The 1,616-nt window shown below is 48.7% G+C and carries 2 protein-coding genes; both read left to right on the top strand.

The features are described from left to right. Window positions 1-197 precede the first annotated feature (197 nt). Window positions 198-713: a hypothetical protein gene (locus tag KJA68_RS08320; protein WP_213036476.1), complete on the top strand. Its 516-nt coding sequence runs from the start codon at window positions 198-200 to the stop codon at window positions 711-713. A 310-nt stretch (window positions 714-1,023) separates the two neighbouring features. Then, complete coding sequence (locus KJA68_RS08315; protein WP_213036475.1) at window positions 1,024-1,545, top strand: hypothetical protein; 522 nt, start codon at window positions 1,024-1,026, stop codon at window positions 1,543-1,545. The last annotated feature ends 71 nt before the right edge of the window (window positions 1,546-1,616 follow it).

Below are 1,616 nucleotides of genomic sequence, written 5' to 3'. Positions count from 1 at the left end.
CCTCAAAACCCGGGGCGATTCAGACTGATTCCTGCAGGGAATTCTAGTTCCTGCCACCGGATTCCGACTGGAATTCCGGATCGTGAAAAATAACTGCCAACTTCATGATGCGGATCAACATTAATCCATAAATTGCTTGTCTTTGGGTGACGGAAGAGCGTTCATATGCCCATCACACAACCTAACCGGAGGCAATCATGAAGCCCTGCATTGAACTGTCACATCTCTCCGAAGCCCAGAAACGCGCCTACAAGATGCATGTGTTTCTTGACGAGAGCCACCGCATCAAGAGCGGCCTCTCGGCCGGCATCGCCTATGCAAGCTTCGAGTTACTCGAAATTGTGGTAGCCCGACGCCCGGTGTCGTTTAAGGATCTCCGCTGGACGCTTGGAAACATCGGACCGATTCCAACTGCCAAGGTGCTCGAAAATGCGCTGGGCATGGGCTGGGTTGGTCACGATGATGATGGCGCAGCCGTTCCGACTGCGTCCGGTGAGAAACTCCTTGCCATCGGAGCACCGGCTGGTCGATTGCGGCAGGCGATCCTCGACTACATAGACATAGAGGAGCCATTTTGGCTCCAAACGGCGAACTTCGGGAGGGCAAAGCTACTGCGCTTTGCAGGGCCTGCCATCGGGCAAATTTTTCTCGAAGCTGTGTGTGCTAGCGCACAGAATAACAATATTAATTACTATACTGTTCGGTTGCCTTAGTTGGTAAGAAAGTTTGGGAAGGAAATTTTTTCTTGGTTTTTCTCACCAGCCAGGTAGTTGGTGATTTCAAAACAACATAAAAAAGGAAAAATTTAATGATGAATACAAAAAAACTTTCTATCTTCGCAACTGCGATGGCTATTGCTATGGGTGTAGCCTCGTTTAGTGCTCAGGCAGCCCCCCCACTCAGCTAATTTCCAACGGTGATTTCGAAACCGGAAATTTTGCTGCCTGGAACGTTGTTCCAGGAGCATCTGGTGCCACATATGAAATCAATGACGGAACATTCAATCCATTCATGGGGGGTGCTTTGCCGCCTATCAATGGACAGTTCGATGCCATAGGGACTCAATATGGGACATCGGTTACCAAACTGCAGCAGACTATTAATGTGCCTAACGGCATCTTTTCTGCAAGCCTCACGTGGAATGATCGAGTACGTAACTTCGCCGGTCAGTTTGGACCAAACCCTGACCAGGCATGGCGTGGGTTAATTCTAGACACGACTGGAGCACTTCTACAAGAGGTCTTTTCGACGAATCCTGGAGATACTTTGCTGCAGGTTGGACCCAACTCCCGATCTGGCGACATAACAGCCGTTCTTCAGGACTATGCTGGACAAACCGTAGTGGTAAGTTTTGAAACTCAGGCTACGTTCTATTATCTCACTACGGCGGTGGACGATATAAAACTTCTCGTATCAACTTTGCCAGCGGACATGGATGAGTGCAAGGACCAGGGCTGGTCAACTTTTGTAAATGTAAATACTGGTAAGGAAATCTTTAAGAACCAAGGAGACTGCGTGAGCTTCGTTGCCACCAAAGGTAAGTGAATCGCCCCGGGTTTTGAGGAGGCTCTAATTCTTGAGAGAATAGAGCCATGAATAAATCAAACAAATACTCC

It is taken from the genome of Candidatus Nitrotoga fabula (genome assembly GCF_905221025.1).
GTDB classification, from domain to species: Bacteria; Pseudomonadota; Gammaproteobacteria; order Burkholderiales; family Gallionellaceae; genus Nitrotoga; species Nitrotoga fabula.
The sequence above is the reverse complement of the archived record's forward strand: the minus strand, read 5'-3'. Positions and strand labels throughout refer to the sequence as shown.